Raw genomic sequence first — 18,263 nt, forward strand, 5'->3', positions numbered from 1 at the left:
AATGAAAAAGCAAATACACCTAGCAATTTTGTATAAAAAAAAGAAAAAAATGTTTAATAAGAAGGTGCATGCTAAATAATTATTGTAAAAGCAGTAGCGACCTATTTAAATATATAGATTTTTTCAACTTTTCCAAATTCCCGTTCTATTTATTCATAATATAAAATTTTCCTTTCTTCTGTTCAAATAAGTAGAAATTAAAACGTTTTATAAAAAACCTATTAGTTTTCGAACGTTCTCAACAGGAGTTTCTAGAAGGGAAAACCACAGCTAAAAGCTGGGATGATATAAAAAAACTAGATCGTGTATACTCTTAAACTATTAAAAAGAGCCGAGAATGACCTGCAATTGGTATGAAGAACAAAAAAGGGTCTAGCCAACCCCACCCCAACTATACCCAATCCAAGGTGATGAAAACCTGCGTCTCGCTCCGCTCAAAAAATCCCTATTCGTTATTGTCTATTGGTACGACGAGGCCTTAGAAATAATATTCGTAGTTTCGATTTTTCACACAAGTAGGGAACCTATTGTCTAGTTTTGCGGTGGCAAAAAAAACACCGTTGATCGAAGTTATCCAAAGACCATCTGTAAGAGAAGCAGATAAGCCAGACGTGATTATGTCTCGGGTGGACAATGTCATTATTGATCTTCATCAAGTTCCGATAAACTTTTTATTTGATGCTTTAAATTAAAAAGTACAACATTCCAACTCATATCGGTATTATCTTTACATTATATCCATTTTGCATGATTTGTCGTAACTTTTTAACATTGTTTCTATAAACTGAAATTTAGCTTCATAATTCGTTTTTAGATCTTTGCCTGCCATTCTTGCCCTCCGTTGATTAGCACAGCATCATGTTCCTCTATCCATTGAATCGCTGATTCAGAATACCAAAAACCGTCGCCTTTGGAATATTTTTTCAGAAACAGCCTTTTAAAATCTTTAATTATAGAATCGCTCCATTGTACAAAATCAGTCGTTTTGTAGACAAAGTCTCCTTTACTATTATAGGCTCCAGTGACATAATAAAACCGACCCCGTTGCAATAAATTTTTGTCATACGGATAAAAACCGCCTAAACTAAACTGGAGAATAGGACTTAACCAATTCTCAAAGTATTTAATCCCGTTGTCGGCGGAAAGAATCTCTATGTCTTTTAAAAAAACCTCTTTGGTTAAATAAACTTGAAAAATCTCTTCGTCCAGATTTGGTAATTCCTTTTGGATGCCGTTGTTGCGTTTATCTATATACTGCTTAACCAATACCAGTGCCGACTTCTCTTTTATAAAATGATCTATCTCATTATAATCTTCTGGTGTTATAAAAAAATTCAGTTGTTTTGATTTCATAATTATTGCTTTCGCTTTACTAAAATTTCAAGGATCCAATCTTCTTCTTTTTAATTTCTGTAGACGAATGTTCGAATACAGCATTAAAGACCATTTTTTCAAATTGATCTTCGTTAAGTAAAGATGCAAAAATCATAGATTATTTCTTCACATGGATCTTCAAGAGGACAGCTAATACCTTCATTACAATGAAAAAAAACTGATTATTTAAATAATTACTCTATTTATTTGTCATTGCTGCTATATAATTCTCGATTTCTCGTAAATCACAATCTATATTCTTTAAGGGAATTTTTATGGTATTTTCTACGGGATTTGTATTTTCCACGTAACCTTCTTTCGAGTTACTTTTTATTCTTATATATAAATAATACCATTTTCTTTCTTTCTTCACTTCCGCTGAAAACACATGATCCCAAGGCACTAATAATCTTCCCCAAACATATCGCTGATCTAGTATTCCTCTTTCGTTAAACACCAACACATACCTTCTACGAATAAGAAAAAATATATAGATGGTGAACAAGACAAACGGAACAAAAGTTAACACAGTTTTAAAAAATGTCCAAGACTGAAAATATACCGAACCATATAAAACGGATTCTTTATAAATACCGGGTATCCCAGAAACGACAAAAATGATAGAAAAAACAAAGAATAGGATTAACGAAAACCTATTTCTACGGGCATAAGCAATCTCATTCATATTTCAGCGTTTTTTTAACAAGCGAAGCAAATTCATTTTCAGGTATTTCTTCAATATTACTGTTCATTTTATGAATCAGAAATAAATACATAACATCATGTTGCCTTTTTAATACAATTAACATGTTAGTAGATAATTTATCACCAGCTGGTTTCTCAAAAATAGTCGAAGGTTTTACTTCAGCGGAAATGTCAGAATATTGATTTCCGTTAAGTTTTATTTTGAATCCGTAACTATTTTCTATAAAATATGCACAAATGCTGTCATTTATTATTAAATCTTCGGAAAGACTTGATTTAGGAAGATGAATTCCTATTGACTCGACTTTTAGTGATGAATAATTTGGTCTATATTTAAATTTTATCAATTGGTTATCTATACCGGAATAGACAATCCCTCCGTCTATACCTATATTTGTCAAATCATTATAACGATCGACAGCCTTATATAAGGGTTTTGACGGTGACATATTTAGCTTGATCGCAGTTATATTGACCTTACTCTGATATTCAAATGATGAAATTATAGATTCATTATTTATAAATATAGTTTCCGAATCTCCTATATAACTGGAATCAAGATCTAATACAGTGATATATTCTTTCGGTATTTCTGACTTTAAGTAAGATACTTTTTCATCCAAATATTTTTCAATCCACAACCCTCCCCTGATGAGTAAACCGAAAACCAGAATCACCGATAATATTAGAACTAATATTTTAACAAGTTTCATAACATGCTTTTAAACATTCCCATTTTGTAGTTTAAAACATTTTACAAACTCAAATCTATAACCTTACCCGTTCTTGCGCTTTCGCGCGCGGCATCAAGAATCTCAATAACAATCAGGTTATTTTCCAGAGAAGAGAGATCTTCAGCTGATACGTCTACCTCGTTATGAATGGCAGCTGAAAAATAATTAAAGGGATTGTCAAACGGGATCGACTCTGAAGAAAGACGCGTAGGTGTTTCACTTTTCTGATTTTTCAGGCGGTAGGATATATTATTCCCATCCAGTGCTTTTATATATCCATGTACGCCATAGGCTTCCATATCCTTGCGCGAAAATGGCCAGTTCCATGAACCCTGAATGATGGCCTGTGCCTTTGGGTATTTGACCACGATAGTGGCTTCGTCGTCAACATGTGGATAAATGTGAGGCTTAATTTGATTTAATGTGGCCGAAACGGAGAGTGGTCGTTCGTTTTTCATAAGCCATGTCATGAGATTGGCACCATAACAACCGAAATCGATAACAGCACCGCCTCCATTCTGCACCGGATCAGTCAGCCAATCGAGAAACTCCTGGTTACAGCCTATCTCCTTCGGCCCTTCATGTCCGTCGCAGATGACAACTTTGCGCAGCGCGCCAATGGCATTATCATTTTCAACCATATTATATAATTTCTGATTGCTAGGATACCAGGTTGTTTCATAATTCGTCAATAACAAAATATTGTGCGCTCTCGCTAATGTTGCCATCTCTATAGCGTGGTTCATATTCACCGCAAGTGGTTTTTCGACCATGACATGAATTCCTCGGGGTGCACAGGCCTTAACCGTACTCAAATGCTGATAAATGGAATTGAAGGCCATCACGCCCTCAGGTTTTGTTTTTTCAATCATCTCTTCAACAGAATCATATACGATATGCATATCAAACCCATATTGCGTAGCAAGCCGTCTAGCTAAATCTTTATTCGGCTCTGCTATGCCAACTATTTCAATGGCTGCATTAGCCTTTCGGATATGTTGTAAGGCGCCGTGTACATGGGCATGCGTAAGTCCATCAATACCAATACGCGTCGGTTTTGATTGTGCGAATGCCATAAAGAACAGTAATGAGCATAAAGCGGTTAACAGTGATTTTTTGACGGTGACTATCATAATGTCTGTTTAAGGTCTTTACTATAATTTATTCTTTAACAGCTTCTACTATTTTAGCGGTAACTGTTTTTCCTTTTGAACTATTTCCCCATGAATTTTTAATGTAATTGACTACATCAGCTACCTCTTGGTTGCTCAAGTTTGCAGAAGGCATCATGTTATCATATACTTCATCGTTCACCGTGATCTCTCCTTCCAGTCCAAATTTAATCGCCTGGATGGTTTTCTTCGTATTATTGAGGTAATCGGCTTTTGCTAAAGGTGGAAAGATACCTGCTATCCCCTCTCCTTTACCCATGTGGCATCCAATACACGACGCTTGATAGATAATACTACCACGTTCTATACTCTTGGGCAAAGACTTATCCTGAGCAGAAAGGACATGAGCAGAAAATATAAATAGACAAACTAAGATGGATTTCATTTACTATTATGATCATTAATTTATGATCATAAAGATATATTTTTTTATTGATTCTGGAGCGAAAGCATAAACACTGCCTGAAACTCGTCTTTTACTTTAATGAGTCCAGCTATCTTCTTTGGTGGTGAAAGTTTAAAATCGGCAAAAGTGAACGATTTACTCCCTTTCATTTGATAAATATTTCCTTTTTTGACGAAGGAAAGGGGAATTTTGAACGCCCTAGTGGTACCCGCTAACTCAATAACAATGGTCCCATTCACGGTATCCTCTCCTTCTGTAAAAGGAATCTGATCCAATGATTTGAACGAAATCGTCATGTAAGGATAGCTTTCGGCTTTCAGCGTTTTTCTCAAATCTTTATTCAGGATATTATGCTCACAGTCAAACTCGTCTACCTTTACACGAATAGATCCATCAAGATTAACGTTATAATCGGAGGTAATGACAGCTGTTAAGGGCTTGGTTTCGGTCGGTTTCATGACTTTACATCCAAATTTATTAACATTCGAACTGCCATTGATAATGATATAACTATTGCTCATTACCTTAAAGGTATACTCTTTTTTAGTGGTAGAAAATTCTGTAAAAGAGCTACTGAGAATAAAAACAACCAAGAGTATTAAATTTTTCATCCGTTTATTTTTTTATTGATCCATTATTCGTCTTTCACGGCATCAATGAGGTAATTTCAGAAAGTTCAAAACACGTCATCGCGAGGCATGAGCAACGAAGCGATCTAAATTTGCAACTCGCTGTATAAGATTACTTCGTTGTTATTCTTCCTCCTCGCAATGACGTTACTACTTCCTTGCTCGTCATCTCGAGGAGGCACGACGCGGCGATCTTTCATCTTTTGCAAAAATAAGATTGGTTCGTCGGCATTCTTCCTCCTCGCAATGAGGCTTCTTTTAAGCACATTATTTCTAGAATGATATAGCCGCTTCTAATACGACACCATTGAATTTGCCATTATGACGATAGTCTGTATTTTTGAAATCATCGTATTTCTGATTGACGTACTCGCCTTTCACCATGATATTCTTTGTCATAAACCAACCCGCCCCAACGGCAAAGCGATCGACATTCACCTTTTCGTCATAGTTGTACAACTCTGATTGTACCTTGTTATATTTTAATCCGGCGAAAAAGTTCTCATAACTTCCAAAACGATAGATGCCCTCTATAGCAAACTGATTAGCGGAGCGTGCTTCTACCTCGTTATCCGTTAGTCCTTCGTTTTTCGCATAACCTCTGGCAATTTCATATGTTCCGAAAAGTTCAAATCCTTCAACCTTTGCAAATGCATTAATCATTATGGCATCGAGTTTACCGTTTAAATTGGGATTAAATCGTCCTGAAGTAAACATCGCCGTACCTGCTTTAGCTACGCCTGCTGCTGTATAATATTGCTCCATGACATTTTGGTAGTTTGACCCTGTGCGATCGCCTGCATAAAGGGTTAAACCTGTCCCGTTTGTTCCGGAATTATGGTACCAGCTTCCTGATAGGCGCACACGTGTAATATCATTTATTTGCTTGTCGAAACCTCCTTTAAAATAAACGGAAGGATTGCGTTTATCGGTTTCATCTGCATTGGGAGCCAGGGAGTCTACGCTACCTTTGATCATACCATTGGACAAACCTACCATACCAAATAAACCGTTGTGCTGTAGGTAGACCTCAGCAGCCATCTCGGTAGCGAAAGCATCCATGATATTGCCTTCCATAAAGGGGGAATAGGATGTATGTCCGCCATCAGGCCTACGGAAGTGCGCGTCACCATAGTTGATTTCCATATGCCCTACCTTAATGGTGGTATACCGCATCAGATTATCCAGCAGATCACTTTCTATAAAGGGAATCTTATCAACTTGAAGATATCCTCCTTTTACGTAAAACTCATTGTGGTGACGTGACGACAAATAGTTTGTGAGGTTCATTCGGATACCATCGGCCAGTTGTACGTCGATATATAAATTGGCCTGAGAGGTCATAAAGCCCGGTTTCAATGGAGCTAATGCATTTACCTCTGTAGGGCCGCTATTCAAGGCTCCTGGATTCTCATTTTTCAAGGATTGGAACTGCATGGTAAAACCTGCACCCAAATTAAGTTTTCTACCGGTGTAGGGTTTATAGTAGTCATCCTTTGTTGTTTCAAATACGTGGATACCTTTTTTGTCATATGGCCTGAAAAACGAAGGTTCTCCAAAGGTCATAAATTTATCAACTTCTTTCTCTTCTTGTGCTAGACCCGCAAGCGGATTTAGTAGCATGGAAAGGGCGCATAGGGATAGTAATTTTGTAAATTTCATAATAATATATTTTATTGTTAACAAGATTTAGTTTTTCAATTTTGTATCGTATGTAATGGTAATTTCATCTCCCGTTTTGATGGTACCCATCATCACTGTCGGTGGGGTAACGCCATAATTTGACATATTGAAGGTAGCCCCTCCCTTCACTGATACGGAATTATCCGAATTTACGGTAGCTGTAGATGACAAGGCTAACGGTTTTGATGTTGTTCCTATCGTCAACGTACCATTGGTTTTGATGATATAGTTACCCCCGGATTTGCTAACCGTACCCGATGTAGCTTTATACGTTATATTCTTATTTGCGGATGTATTCAATGCTTTGTAGGCATTTTTATCCAATCCTGACTTATTACTTTTTAGACTTGTTGCCTCTACGGTAAAGCTCAATGCAGAAACATCTGTGATCTGACCATCTTTTAATGTCATGGTTACACTAGTGTGTCCGCTGGCCGATTTCATGTTCCAATCGTGAAGTGTAGAGGTACCATCGATGGTGACGTTACCACTATTTCCGGTATATTTGGTTTGTCCGAATGAAGTCGTAATGGACAATAGGCCTACAAAAAGTAAAGCGCCAAGTAGGGAATTTTTTGTTTTAAATCGTGGTGTGTTCATATGCTTCTTATTGATAATTATTAAATTATTGTTATGTCTTTCGTTTAATCAAAAGTAGGTAGGATGAACAGATTCCCTCGTGCGGCAAGACAGGTCAAAATATAATCTTCCTGACCTTTGGCCGGGGACAAACATTATACCCAAAACACTAATTATCAGTGTATTAAAATAAAAAAATAAGAACACGTATGGGAGATAATGACGCAAGGCACAATTATCAGTCGAAATTACAAACCATCAACAGCGTATTACATCCGGTATTAAAAAAAAATTAAAACAACCTGTCTTATAATTCATTTATATATTAGTATAGAAAAACCCATAAATAGAATAACATATGAACCGTTTTTTGATTATCATACTCTTGTATACCGTGATCTCATCATGTAACCGTACCACCAAAACAGAGGAAAACGCAACAGAGACACTTGAAAAAGAGAGCGACAAATTTTCCACTATGACACCTTCTCCGATCTGGATCTACGACTATGACCAAGACGTTGCGATAAAAAACCGGTCGATTCCGAATGATTCGTTAAACCCTCGGGATCTGATCAACTTATTGAATGCTGAAAATGGGGGTAACTTAAAATTAGATTTTGTAAAACTATCTGTTGATACGATATACGTAAAAATGGATAGTTCCACCTATTTAACACAGGAGATGGGTACAACAGGAGCGAATAGCTTTATGGCCATATCGACATATACGCTAACCGAATTGAACGGGATTAAATTCGTTAATTTTGATTTTAAGGAGGGTGACCATGCTATCCCTGGGACATATACCCGTAAATATTTTGAAAACAGAAAAGTGCCAATGGAATAACGTCTATCAAAAAAGGACATCTTTATGAAACCATCATGGTTTTATTCAAACCACATAAGGGGATGAATAAACCTGATAGCTTCATCACCTTTAAAGAACAATTTATTCAGATGAAAACCCATACTACAAATTACACCAATACATTTATAGTGGTCGCAGACGACTGCCCCGCACCAGCCGGGATAGTGCCTCCTACAAAAGGGGATACCAAGACCGTAGCAAACCTACAGTTTGAGATGATCAGTAAAAATCCCTATGCTTATACTTCTGACGACGTATTATTTCAGGTATTTGTCGAGCGGAACAACCTAATAGAAAGTGAACTCCCAGAGGCAAAAGAAAAATTTTTCTCAAAAGGCCAGGCGTGCTTCCGTGCCTCCCCGTTAACAAAACGTTACGGTTGGGGGATTCACTGTGATAAAGACGGGAATATGGCGATATATAGCGTCGGGAGCGATTCATATCGAAATCTAGCGGAGGACGCGAATCTGAAAGTGGTAAAAGCGATGAAATCAAGCAGATAATTATTAAATTACCACTTGTAAAAAGGCTGCAAATTCACTAAGTTTGAGATTGAACATATATCATCAAATCATGCTAAACAAAAAGATATCGTTGGTCGTAATGAGTTTAATTTTTACAACTGTGGTTTATAATGCGTCGGCGCAGGATAAACTCGTGAAGGAAGTCGAAAAGACGGTGGACGAATTGACACAGGCCATGCTTAAAGCCGACGGCACTACATTGAACAGATTGGCGTCGAACCACCTCTCCTATGGTCATTCCAGCGGAAAAATGGAAACAAAGGCTGATTTCGTGCAGACTTTTGTTTCTGGTGCTTCTGTATTTGAAGATATCCAACTTACAGAACAGACCATTCAGATAGTAGACAAAACGGCTATCGTACGTCATACCTTAAGTGCTACCACAAACGATCCGGGAAAAGGCCAGGCAAATATAAAATTGGGGATTGTATTGACTTGGGTAAAAACCAACAATCAATGGCAATTATTGGCACGTCAGGCATTCAAATTACCTTAGTACGGGTAAGAACGCCCACCAATAACACGTTAAATGGAAGAATAAGGCGGTTAAAAACCGCCATAACTTTTTTATGATTGAAGAAGGTAGATAATGTCTTTTTCTATATCTTGGGGTTTTGTAATCGGTGCGTAACGTTTGAAAGGGATTCCATTTTTGTCCACTAAGAATTTAGTAAAATTCCATTTAATCCGACTTCCGAAAAAACCACCAAGTTCTTTCTTTAGAAACTCAAATACAGGATGGGTAGTCGATCCGTTTACATGACATTTTTCCATGAGTTGAAATGTTACGCCATGGTTCACCTTGCAGGTCTGCTCCATGGATTCATTTGTTTCAGGTTCCTGCCCGGCAAACTGATCCGAAGGAAAGCCCAATATGACCAATCCCTTATCTTTATACTTTTGATGCAGCACTTCCAAGCCATCAAACTGAGGAGCTAGGCCACATTTAGTTGCTGTATTTACGATCAACAGCACCTTTCCGTCAAAATCCTCCATTGATATAGGTACGCCTTGCGGCGATTTCGCACTTAATTGATGAAATTTACTGGGCATATTCTGATTGTATTTTTGTTAAATTTAGATAAAATACTTTGTATTAACGATCTTAACACAGTTAGCTTATGGATTAATTCTGTATATTTAAATCAATCTGATAAAAGTCGATCTGATAAAAATAATACTGTTATAGATATACACCATGAAAATTGCTTTCTTCTCTGCCCAACCGTACGACAAAATATTTTTCGATCGTCTTAACAAAAGTCACGACTTCACGATCGACTATTATGATACGCATCTGGGACCACATATTGCCAATGCGGTAAAAAATACCGATGCCGTATGTGTATTTGTGAATGATAAATTAAATGTAGAAGTAATAGAGACATTATCAACTAATGGCGTAAAGATTATTGCACTGCGATGTGCAGGATTTAACAATGTAGATATTGAAGCTGCCAAAAGATATGGAATTGCGGTATGTCGGGTTCCGGCCTATTCTCCGGAAGCAGTTGCGGAACATACCGTGGCGATGCTACTTACCGTGAACAGAAAAACACATAAAGCCTATAACCGTGTGCGGGAACAGAATTTTTCACTCAACGGTTTGTTGGGTTTTAATTTGAACGGAAAAACGGTAGGTGTAATCGGAACTGGCAAAATAGGCAAGGCTTTTGTGAAGATCATGCTGGGCTTTGGCTGTAAAATATGGGCGTATGACATTTATCCCGACAATAGCCTCATTGAACAAGGCGTACAGTACACCTCGTTAGAACATGTATTGGAGGAGGCCGACATTCTTTCATTACACTGTCCATTAACACCAGAAAATCATTATCTAATCAATCAACAGACGATTAACCTGATGAAACCGGGTGTTGTGCTCATAAATACGAGCCGCGGTGGTTTAATTAACACAGTGGATATTATCGAAGGATTGAAAACGAAGCGGATAGGCGCACTTTGTATTGATGTGTACGAACAAGAGGAAATGCTGTTTTTTAAAGACCTCTCTACCAATATCATCCTAGACGATAATATTCAACGATTAATGAGCTTTCCAAATGTACTTATTACTGCGCATCAAGCATTCTTTACGGAAGAAGCCCTGAAAGAAATTGCAGAAGTAACGTTGGAAAATATTGCTAAAATCAGCACGGGGCAAATGGCTGATAACGCTCCTTCCATGCTCACATAACTGTAGCTTTTATCGTTACAATATGCATACCCCATATATAGATATCCATACACATTGTAGGAATGAACAACATGACGTATTGTCCCTGCAAAACTGTATAGTCGGCAAAGATTATTTCCCTTCCGCTATATGCTCTGTAGGCATACACCCCTGGCATATTGATATCGATTTTGACAAACAATACAACGCATTGGAAACCTATGCAGCAAGAGAAAACGTGCTTGCTATTGGCGAATGTGGGTTGGATAAACTCACTAAAACAAAGTGGGAAAAGCAAATCAAGTGTTTTGAGCAACAGATCCAGTTGGCAAATATTGTAGATAAGCCCCTGATCCTCCATTGTGTACGTGCCTACCAAGAGACCTTTCAGGTACTGCTGCAACAAAAAGTAGCCGTTCCGGTTATTTTCCACGGTTTTAATAAAAATATTGCCTTAGCACAATCGGTATTAAAGCAAGGTTATCTAATCAGTTTGGGAGCTGATATGCTGAAAGGAGCTAAAAACAATTTAATTAGCGACCTTCCGCTGGAGAAAATTTTCTTAGAAACTGATGATAAATCTATTAGTATAGTAGATATTTATACGTATTTTTGCGCCGTCCGTAAAATTTCGATGGATCAACTCAGAAATCAACTGGCACAGAATTTTCAAAACGTATTTAAGTATTCCTATTTATAACTATGGAAGATTTATCTTGGTTATCAAGAACAGAGGCGTTGATAGGACGCGAAGCATTAGAGAAATTAGCCAATTCGCATGTAATGGTATTGGGATTAGGCGGTGTAGGTTCATTCGCAGCAGAATTCATCTGTCGTGCGGGAGTGGGTAAAATGACCGTTATCGATGGAGATACGGTAGATCCCTCCAACCGCAATAGGCAACTGCCGGCTTTGGCAACCAACCACGGCGTATCCAAAGCACAAATTATGAAAGAACGGTTGCTGGATATCAATCCTGAATTAAAACTGAATGTACTGGAGGAGTTTGTGATTCCAGAACGTATCCCCGCTCTGCTGGAATTAAAACCGGATTATATCGTTGAAGCGATAGACAGTATCACCCCAAAATTATTTTTGATCCGATCTGCCTATGCGGAAAAAATTCCTTTCGTGAGTTCTATGGGAGCAGGAGGTAAAGTGGATCCAACCAAAATTAAAATTGCAGATATCAGTAAATCCTATAACTGTAAACTGGCGCGCCATATTCGTAAAAAATTGCAAAAACACGATATACGTGAAGGGGTAAAAGTGGCATTTTCAACCGAATTACCCGATAAATCTTCCTTACTCTATACGGATGGAAGTAATTACAAAAAATCGGCATACGGTACCATGTCCTACCTTCCGGCAGCGTTTGGAGGTGCAATAGCTTCGGTAGCCATCCGCGAGCTGATTGATAAAAAAATAGAATAATCTTATCGCGTAGCGTAATCCTAGAGCAAATTATGCTTATGCATGATCTCTAGTACGAAAGGTTGTATCTGATCGGCCATCCGCATAAATCCCAAATCGTTGGGATGTGTTCCATCGGTGGTACCTTCGTGGTCCGTTCCCAGTAGCGTATTGCTATCCAGATAATACAGATGTTTAATGCCTTTCGCGACTAGGGCTTCGTATTCTTTCTTAAACTGTACATTCTGCTCCGTATTCCGTTTGTTCCAAACTTGGTTAAAGTAACTTAATTCCCTCACTACGGAAGGGATCATGATAATCGGTGTATTGGGATGATTTGCACGAAGGTACGCCACAAAATATTGGGTGCGTTCTGAAACAATTTCTGGCGAGGAATTGGGTACGCAGTCTAAGATGAATACATCGGGTGTACCGGCTGCTAACATATGCGCGACCTCTTGCTCCATCTTAGCGCTACCACTTACCCCGAGATTAATAAAATTCAAGCCTGTGCGCCGGGACAATATTGCTGTATAGGCCATACCCGGTCTTCCTGCAGATGCACCTTGAACAATACTCGAACCGTATACGGCAATATTCTTTTGAAAAGGATTGGATAGCGGTTGGAAAGTCGCTCCCTCCTCTATTCCTATTTCCAGCGATTTGGTTTCATCGTATAAGGGTAAGTATATCAGGAATTCTTTTTCTGTTTGGTCCAGGTTATCTGTCAAAATACTTTCGTCACATGTTATAACGGTTCCTTTTGAACCAGCATATTGCCATTTACCATCAACATTTTTGATGTATACATCCAATCCTTTTTGGGCAATCGATGTAAGATTGAACGACACCTTAGTATCTGTTACACACCATTTGGCATGTATGGATGAAGAATTGGATCGAAACGTTACAAATAACCCAGCACTATTCGTATATAAATACTTGACACGAGCAGGTAAATCTTTATATTTTGCGGTATCGACACGATGATATTTGGAAGGTGTATCAAAGAGCTTCCCATAAACAGGCAATTCTTGATATACTACATTTTTCTTTTGCGCATAAACGACGGAGAGACAACTGACAAATGCTAACAGATAGATAAATAGATTCTTCATAAGTTGAAGATATAAAAAAAGAAATAATTCAGTTAAATAGATTTTGAAATTAACAAAACACTAAAATATTTAGTAAGTTTGTATCCATGGAATATGCTATTGTCGATATAGAAACTACGGGGTCGTATGCGGGAGGGAATGGGATTACGGAAATAGCGATCCTTGTTCATAATGGACAGCATGTGATTGAAAAGTTCCAGACCTTAGTAAATCCACATCAACCTATCCCCTACCATATCCAGGTATTGACCGGAATAAGTGATGAAATGGTCAAAAATGCACCTTCTTTTCATGAACTCGCACCTAGAATATTGGAATTACTGGAGAAGCGTATTTTTGTGGCCCATAATGTCAATTTCGACTATTCTTTTATTTTTCAGGAACTCAAATTAGCAGGATTCAACTGGAAAGCGCCTAAATTGTGTACGGTTAGGCTTGCCCGCAAGATAATCCCTAATCTAGCCTCGTATAGCTTGGGCAAATTGTGTCAAAATCTCGGAATCGATATACAGGACCGACACAGAGCCCTAGGTGATGCACAGGCAACAGTGATTTTGTTCGAAAAATTATTACGCGAGGATAAAGAAGGACTCATTTTATCTACTCTCAAAAAAACAAAAGAACATCGTCTTCCGACACATATCAATGAGGAGGATTTTTTAAAACTACCCGAATCGGCAGGTATATATATCTTTCGGGATAAACAGGGAAAAATCGTTTATGTGGGCAAGGCTATCAATATTAAGAAGCGTGTGCTGAGCCATTTTACAGGCAATAACGGCACCTTAAGACGACAGGCTTTTATCAATGAGATCTGTTCGATAGACTTCGAAGAAAGCGGAACGGAACTCATGGCCTTACTCATGGAATGCCAGATGATAAAGAAGCACTGGCCTCCACATAACAGCGCACTGAAAAAGTATGAACCTAAATTTTGCTTGATGCAGTATGAAGACCAGAAAGGATATCTTCGTCTATTGGTATCCAAATTCAGTAAAAACGCAGCAGCTGTTCAATATTTCGAAAGAGCTTCTGATGCAAACCAACTCCTTTTGCAGCTTATAGAACGGTTCAACCTCGACACCAAAATATGTTCTTTTTATTCGACGGCCGCTGAAATAAAGCACAAAGTAGCCTATGATGATTTGCCTTTTGTAGAAGAATACAATGACAGGGTACAGCAGGCAATTGACTACGTTAATGGAAAAAAAAGCACGTTTCTATTAATGGATCAGGGGCGACATCTGGATGAAAAGTCTTACGTCTATTATAAAGACAATACCCTGCATGCTTTTGGTTTTATTGACGCTTCAAATCAGGCTGCACAATTGGAAGATTTAATAGCAGAACAAGACCGCTGCACAAGTAACTATTACATGACAAGCCTTGTTCTGCAATATGCCGAAAGATTTCCGGGTAAGGTAATCTCTAAAATGAGCTAGTCTATTTTACCTACGACAATTTTCACCAATTTGGAATAGTCAAAATAGCGTATAGCAATATCCTGTACGTTAGCCGGGGTTATTTCTTGTATTACCTTATTATAGTAGCTGTAATAACTTAAATCCAATCCTGAAAAATAAACTGCCTTAAACTTATCGACGTGCGAAAATATACTTTCCAGTGACCCCAACATGACACCCAACAAGTAGTTACGCACCAGCTCCACTTCCTTTACCGAAGGTTGACGTTGTTGAAGATTCTCGAATTCATTTTCAATCTCGGCCAAGGTAGCTTTTGTTACTGCTGTGCCCACTTCAGAAGCGATGGTAAAGAAACCTCCATATTTCAAATTTCCCACTGCTGAACCAATGCTATAGGTATAGCCTTTATCCTCACGGATATTTGCCATCAAACGGGAACCAAAGAAACCACCCAATAAGGTATTAACGAATTGGACTGCAGGAAAATCTGCGTGCGTTCTATTTACCATTAATCCGCCCATGCGAATAGCAGATTGTATGGCTTCTGCTTTTGATTCCAAAATAAGCTTACCTTCTGGTAGTACCAGCTGGAAGGGATGCGGATGTACAGATCCAGATGATGCGCCCCAGCTGTCCGAAAACAAATCTTCAACCAATCCAAGTACCGCATCACCTACGTTTCCGGCAATAAAGAGTGTGCAATTACTCGGCCGGAACTGTTTATAATAGAGTTCCAAAAGCACTTCCCGACCAATGGCATCGTAAGCCTCTGGCGTTGGAACTACTCCGTACCGTGTAGGACCAAATACATGCTGATAGAATAAGCGCCGAGCTACAAAGTCGTTCTTCTGCAATGAAATCAGTAAAGACTGCTTGTTATTACGAATATAGGTATCCAGCTCTTTCTGCGGAATGATGCTATTCGTTAAAATATCTTTGACCAAGGGCAACACTTTATCCACATACTTATGCATCGTGTATAACGTCAGAGCGGTATGGTCAAAGCTGTATTCGGGCATTAAATAGGCGCCGTAAAAATCAATATGTTCTGCGAGCTCGGCACTGGTATAAGTATTTGTACCTTCTTTGAGCATCGAACAAAGTACCGTGTTTAACAGTGGGTTTTCAGCATCATCAAACACGTTGTCAAATACAAACTCAAATTTTATTAAATCAAGTTCTGCTGCCTGAAAAACAAAAGCTTTTAATCCATTGGTGTAATTGATAGACTCGGGATGCACTAATGTAAGGTCCTTAATGGTCTGGAATTCGGGAGCAGCAAATCTATTCAGCATGTTGCCCTCCTTTCGCGTGATATATCAATGTTGACGAGTTTTCTTTTCTAAAAAGTTGATTTGCTATTTTTCGGATATCCTCCTTGGTCACGGACAAATATTTACTGACTTCTTTGTTGTAATCCTCCGCATCTCCCAATAATTCGTAATATGCCAGATTCATCGCCTTATCTAAAATTGACAACTCAGCAAAAAGCATAGTGGATTCAATCTTATTTTTTACTTTTTCCAATTCCTTATCTTCTACCTCTTCCGTTTTCAGTTTCTCCAATGCCTCCCATAAGGCAGCTTCCGCTTCAGAAAGGGAGACGTTGGCCGATGGTTTACCTTCTACGATAAAAAGATTGTCGTCGATACTTCCCATCACATACGCATTCACCTCGCTAAACAATTGCTTTTCTTTTATCAACGAGCGATATAGACGAGAAGAGGCTCCTCTAGAAAGAATATCGGACATTAAATCCACGGTCTGATAGTCCTCGGACAATCTCCCTGGACCATGAAATGCGATATATAGGCTATCTACGGGCACATCAGCTTCTACTTCTTCCCTTCTAGCTTCCACTTGTTCGGGCTCTTGCGGAAGATTCCGATGGTACGGGGTACCTGTGGGAATATTTCCAAACCATTTTTCAGTTAATAATCTAACTTGATCGAAATGCACATTTCCGGCCACGACCATAATGGCGTTTCTTGGTGTATAAAATTTATTAAAAAATGCTTTAACATCTTCGATTCTCGCATCCTCAATATGCTTTAACTCTTTACCAATAGTGGCCCAACGATAGGGGTGCACTTTGTAGGCTAGCGGCCTTAATCGCAGCCACATATCGCCGTACGGCTGGTTAAGGTAACGCTGTTTGAATTCCTCGGAAACCACCTGCCGTTGTACTTCCAAACTTTGTTCACTAAATGCTAAACTTAACATCCGGTCGCTTTCCAACCAAAAAGCAGTTTCCAGATTATTAGCCGGTAACGTCAAATAGTAGTTTGTAATATCATTGCTGGTGAAGGCATTATTCTCGCCTCCGACTTGTTGCAAAGGACTATCGTAATCCGGAATGTGAGCCGACCCACCGAACATCAAGTGTTCGAAAAGGTGAGCAAATCCGGTTTGTTCTGGAGACTCGTCGCGAGCACCTACGTTGTATAAAATGTTGACAACTGCCATGGCTGTAGTATGGTCTTCATGTACCAATACGTTGAGGCCGTTATCTAATTTAAATCTGTTGAAATTTACCATCTAATGTATGTGTGAATTAGTTCACCCAATTGATATCTTTTTTTAATAAATCTAAAGTGTCTTGTTCTGCCGACCCTGGTTCGGCTTTAAAATCATAAACCCAATTCGCCTGTGCTGGTAAACTCATCAATATAGATTCAATGCGGCCATTTGTTTCTAAACCAAATTTAGTCCCGGAGTCGTATACTAAATTGAATTCGACATAACGACCGCGACGTAGCAACTGCCAATCCTTTTCGTGTTGACTGAAAGCACGTGTACGATGTTTATTTACCAGGTCTATATAAGTAGGTGCAAATATACGACCTAAATCACACGAAAAAACAAAAATCTGCTCAAAGGTCAAACCGGTCTTTTCGGGTGTCAATTTATCATAAAAAACACCGCCTATTCCCCGTGTTTCATCCCGATGTTTGATGAAAAAATAATTGTCGGCCCAGGTTTTAAAATCGGAATAAAAATCAGGATGATGTTTATCGCAAACTGTTTTAAGCTGTTGATGAAAAAAACGGGCGTCTTCCTTCACTACATAATGTGGTGTCAAATCTATACCTCCACCAAACCACCTCGTCTGTTTATTTAGTTCAAAATATCGGATGTTCATATGGATTATCGGAACATGCGGGTTATTGGGATGAATAACGATGGAAACTCCTGTGGCGAAGAATTCATCTTCATCTACTCCGAAGGCTTTCTTAATCACTGCAGGCAGTTTACCGTGTACTGCTGAAAAATTGACGCCTCCCTTTTCAATGATATTTCCATTTTGCATGATCCGCGTGCGACCACCGCCTCCACCATCACGTTCCCATATTTCTTCTTGAAATTTTGCGCCACCATCCAACTTTTCCAACGCTTGCGTAATCTCATCCTGTATAGTCTTGTAGGTATCTGCTATATGTTCTTTTGAAACCATT

Annotated in this window: 21 protein-coding genes; 8 read left to right on the forward strand and 13 right to left on the reverse strand. The window is 38.6% G+C overall.

Annotated features, from left to right (window positions below):
• The first annotated feature begins 353 nt into the window (after nucleotides 1-353).
• Complete coding sequence (locus tag FAZ15_RS23010; RefSeq protein WP_262709313.1) at nucleotides 354-482, forward strand: hypothetical protein; 129 nt, start codon at nucleotides 354-356, stop codon at nucleotides 480-482.
• 328 nt (nucleotides 483-810) lie between these two features.
• On the opposite strand, the gene FAZ15_RS16340 is transcribed toward FAZ15_RS23010, so the two are convergent.
• The 8 genes from FAZ15_RS16340 to FAZ15_RS16375 form a co-directional block, all read right to left on the reverse strand.
• Nucleotides 811-1,353 carry a hypothetical protein gene (locus FAZ15_RS16340; RefSeq protein ID WP_136902396.1) on the reverse strand — a complete coding sequence of 181 codons (543 nt, stop codon included), beginning with the start codon at nucleotides 1,351-1,353 and terminating at the stop codon, nucleotides 811-813.
• Between the two features lie 220 nt (nucleotides 1,354-1,573).
• A complete protein-coding gene (locus FAZ15_RS16345) occupies nucleotides 1,574-2,059 on the reverse strand; it encodes a hypothetical protein (RefSeq protein WP_136902397.1) in 486 nt (161 codons plus the stop codon).
• Entirely contained in the window at nucleotides 2,052-2,792 is a 741-nt protein-coding gene (locus tag FAZ15_RS16350) for a hypothetical protein (RefSeq protein WP_136902398.1), read from the reverse strand. The genes FAZ15_RS16345 and FAZ15_RS16350 overlap by 8 nt, the downstream gene beginning before the upstream one ends.
• Before the next feature lie 41 nt (nucleotides 2,793-2,833).
• Nucleotides 2,834-3,889, reverse strand: coding sequence for a Gfo/Idh/MocA family protein (locus FAZ15_RS16355; protein ID WP_202912431.1), 1,056 nt, complete (start codon nucleotides 3,887-3,889; stop codon nucleotides 2,834-2,836).
• Between the two features lie 85 nt (nucleotides 3,890-3,974).
• Nucleotides 3,975-4,370 carry a c-type cytochrome gene (locus FAZ15_RS16360; protein ID WP_136902400.1) on the reverse strand — a complete coding sequence of 132 codons (396 nt, stop codon included), beginning with the start codon at nucleotides 4,368-4,370 and terminating at the stop codon, nucleotides 3,975-3,977.
• A 44-nt stretch (nucleotides 4,371-4,414) separates the two neighbouring features.
• Nucleotides 4,415-5,002 (reverse strand): YceI family protein, encoded by a 588-nt coding sequence (locus tag FAZ15_RS16365; protein ID WP_136902401.1) that lies wholly within the window; start codon nucleotides 5,000-5,002, stop codon nucleotides 4,415-4,417.
• A gap of 291 nt (nucleotides 5,003-5,293) precedes the next feature.
• A complete protein-coding gene (locus FAZ15_RS16370) occupies nucleotides 5,294-6,682 on the reverse strand; it encodes a hypothetical protein (RefSeq protein WP_136902402.1) in 1,389 nt (462 codons plus the stop codon).
• A gap of 27 nt (nucleotides 6,683-6,709) precedes the next feature.
• The gene (locus tag FAZ15_RS16375) at nucleotides 6,710-7,303 is read right to left on the reverse strand and encodes a YceI family protein (protein WP_136902403.1); all 594 of its coding nucleotides are present in this window, start codon (nucleotides 7,301-7,303) and stop codon (nucleotides 6,710-6,712) included.
• Between the two features lie 337 nt (nucleotides 7,304-7,640).
• Between FAZ15_RS16375 and FAZ15_RS16380 the strand changes: the two genes are divergently transcribed.
• The 3 genes from FAZ15_RS16380 to FAZ15_RS16390 all read left to right on the forward strand — a co-directional run bounded on the left by FAZ15_RS16380 (nucleotide 7,641) and on the right by FAZ15_RS16390 (nucleotide 9,173).
• Nucleotides 7,641-8,132 (forward strand): hypothetical protein, encoded by a 492-nt coding sequence (locus FAZ15_RS16380; protein ID WP_136902404.1) that lies wholly within the window; start codon nucleotides 7,641-7,643, stop codon nucleotides 8,130-8,132.
• Nucleotides 8,133-8,167: 35 nt separating this feature from the next.
• Nucleotides 8,168-8,656: a DUF6157 family protein gene (locus FAZ15_RS16385; protein WP_238387284.1), complete on the forward strand. Its 489-nt coding sequence runs from the start codon at nucleotides 8,168-8,170 to the stop codon at nucleotides 8,654-8,656.
• A 100-nt stretch (nucleotides 8,657-8,756) separates the two neighbouring features.
• Entirely contained in the window at nucleotides 8,757-9,173 is a 417-nt protein-coding gene (locus FAZ15_RS16390; protein WP_202912432.1) for a nuclear transport factor 2 family protein, read from the forward strand.
• Between the two features lie 71 nt (nucleotides 9,174-9,244).
• Here the strand turns inward: FAZ15_RS16390 and FAZ15_RS16395 are convergent, their stop codons facing one another.
• The gene (locus FAZ15_RS16395; RefSeq protein WP_136821859.1) at nucleotides 9,245-9,730 is read right to left on the reverse strand and encodes a glutathione peroxidase; all 486 of its coding nucleotides are present in this window, start codon (nucleotides 9,728-9,730) and stop codon (nucleotides 9,245-9,247) included.
• Between the two features lie 145 nt (nucleotides 9,731-9,875).
• Here FAZ15_RS16395 and FAZ15_RS16400 point away from each other — a divergent pair, with 145 nt between their 5' ends.
• From FAZ15_RS16400 to FAZ15_RS16410, 3 genes are read left to right on the forward strand one after another with little or no spacing between them, the layout of a single operon-like run.
• A complete protein-coding gene (locus tag FAZ15_RS16400; protein WP_136902406.1) occupies nucleotides 9,876-10,874 on the forward strand; it encodes a 2-hydroxyacid dehydrogenase in 999 nt (332 codons plus the stop codon).
• Between the two features lie 22 nt (nucleotides 10,875-10,896).
• A complete protein-coding gene (locus tag FAZ15_RS16405; protein ID WP_136902407.1) occupies nucleotides 10,897-11,553 on the forward strand; it encodes a TatD family hydrolase in 657 nt (218 codons plus the stop codon).
• Nucleotides 11,554-11,555: 2 nt separating this feature from the next.
• Nucleotides 11,556-12,287, forward strand: coding sequence for a tRNA threonylcarbamoyladenosine dehydratase (locus FAZ15_RS16410; RefSeq protein WP_136902408.1), 732 nt, complete (start codon nucleotides 11,556-11,558; stop codon nucleotides 12,285-12,287).
• Nucleotides 12,288-12,307: 20 nt separating this feature from the next.
• Here the strand turns inward: FAZ15_RS16410 and FAZ15_RS16415 are convergent, their stop codons facing one another.
• Nucleotides 12,308-13,384, reverse strand: coding sequence for an SGNH/GDSL hydrolase family protein (locus tag FAZ15_RS16415; protein ID WP_136902409.1), 1,077 nt, complete (start codon nucleotides 13,382-13,384; stop codon nucleotides 12,308-12,310).
• Nucleotides 13,385-13,470: 86 nt separating this feature from the next.
• Here FAZ15_RS16415 and FAZ15_RS16420 point away from each other — a divergent pair, with 86 nt between their 5' ends.
• Complete coding sequence (locus FAZ15_RS16420; protein WP_136902410.1) at nucleotides 13,471-14,826, forward strand: exonuclease domain-containing protein; 1,356 nt, start codon at nucleotides 13,471-13,473, stop codon at nucleotides 14,824-14,826.
• On the opposite strand, the gene FAZ15_RS16425 is transcribed toward FAZ15_RS16420, so the two are convergent.
• Genes FAZ15_RS16425 through hemF form a run of 3 tightly spaced genes read right to left on the reverse strand, consistent with a single transcriptional unit; the run spans nucleotide 14,823 to nucleotide 18,262 of the window.
• Entirely contained in the window at nucleotides 14,823-16,103 is a 1,281-nt protein-coding gene (locus FAZ15_RS16425) for a M16 family metallopeptidase (RefSeq protein WP_136902411.1), read from the reverse strand. The genes FAZ15_RS16420 and FAZ15_RS16425 overlap by 4 nt on opposite strands.
• On the reverse strand, nucleotides 16,093-17,346 hold the full coding sequence (locus tag FAZ15_RS16430; protein WP_136902412.1) for a M16 family metallopeptidase: 1,254 nt from the start codon (nucleotides 17,344-17,346) through the stop codon (nucleotides 16,093-16,095). The genes FAZ15_RS16425 and FAZ15_RS16430 overlap by 11 nt, the downstream gene beginning before the upstream one ends.
• A 16-nt stretch (nucleotides 17,347-17,362) precedes the next feature.
• Complete coding sequence (gene hemF / locus FAZ15_RS16435; protein ID WP_136902413.1) at nucleotides 17,363-18,262, reverse strand: oxygen-dependent coproporphyrinogen oxidase; 900 nt, start codon at nucleotides 18,260-18,262, stop codon at nucleotides 17,363-17,365.
• Nucleotide 18,263: the final 1 nt, after the last annotated feature.

Source organism: Sphingobacterium olei (assembly GCF_005048855.1).
Classification (GTDB): Bacteria; Bacteroidota; Bacteroidia; order Sphingobacteriales; family Sphingobacteriaceae; genus Sphingobacterium; species Sphingobacterium olei.